The 216-nt window shown below is 45.8% G+C and carries 1 pseudogene; it reads right to left on the bottom strand.

Annotation, left to right across the window (positions count from 1 at the left end):
• A pseudogene (locus V6252_RS13360) lies at window positions 1–216 on the bottom strand (MFS transporter); the annotation flags it as partial.

Raw genomic sequence — 216 nt, 5'->3', positions numbered from 1 at the left:
TAAATAATCCACCAGTGAAGTCTATCTTCAGCGTGCTCAGCCAAACCATCATTGAAAGCAGCCAAATAAGCAAACTGACAAACCCGATGGTATCGAAAGGGCTTATTTTATCATGTGAGCGTATGTCAGGTATTAACCACCACACAATCGCCATGACCGCCGCACTGAGTGGTAAGGTAATGGCAAACAGTGTCCACCACCCAAACTGCTCAACCA

Origin of the sequence: Psychrobacter proteolyticus (assembly GCF_038155145.1) — a bacterium.
GTDB classification, from domain to species: Bacteria; Pseudomonadota; Gammaproteobacteria; order Pseudomonadales; family Moraxellaceae; genus Psychrobacter; species Psychrobacter proteolyticus_B.
This window is presented reverse-complemented; position numbering and strand designations above follow the sequence as displayed.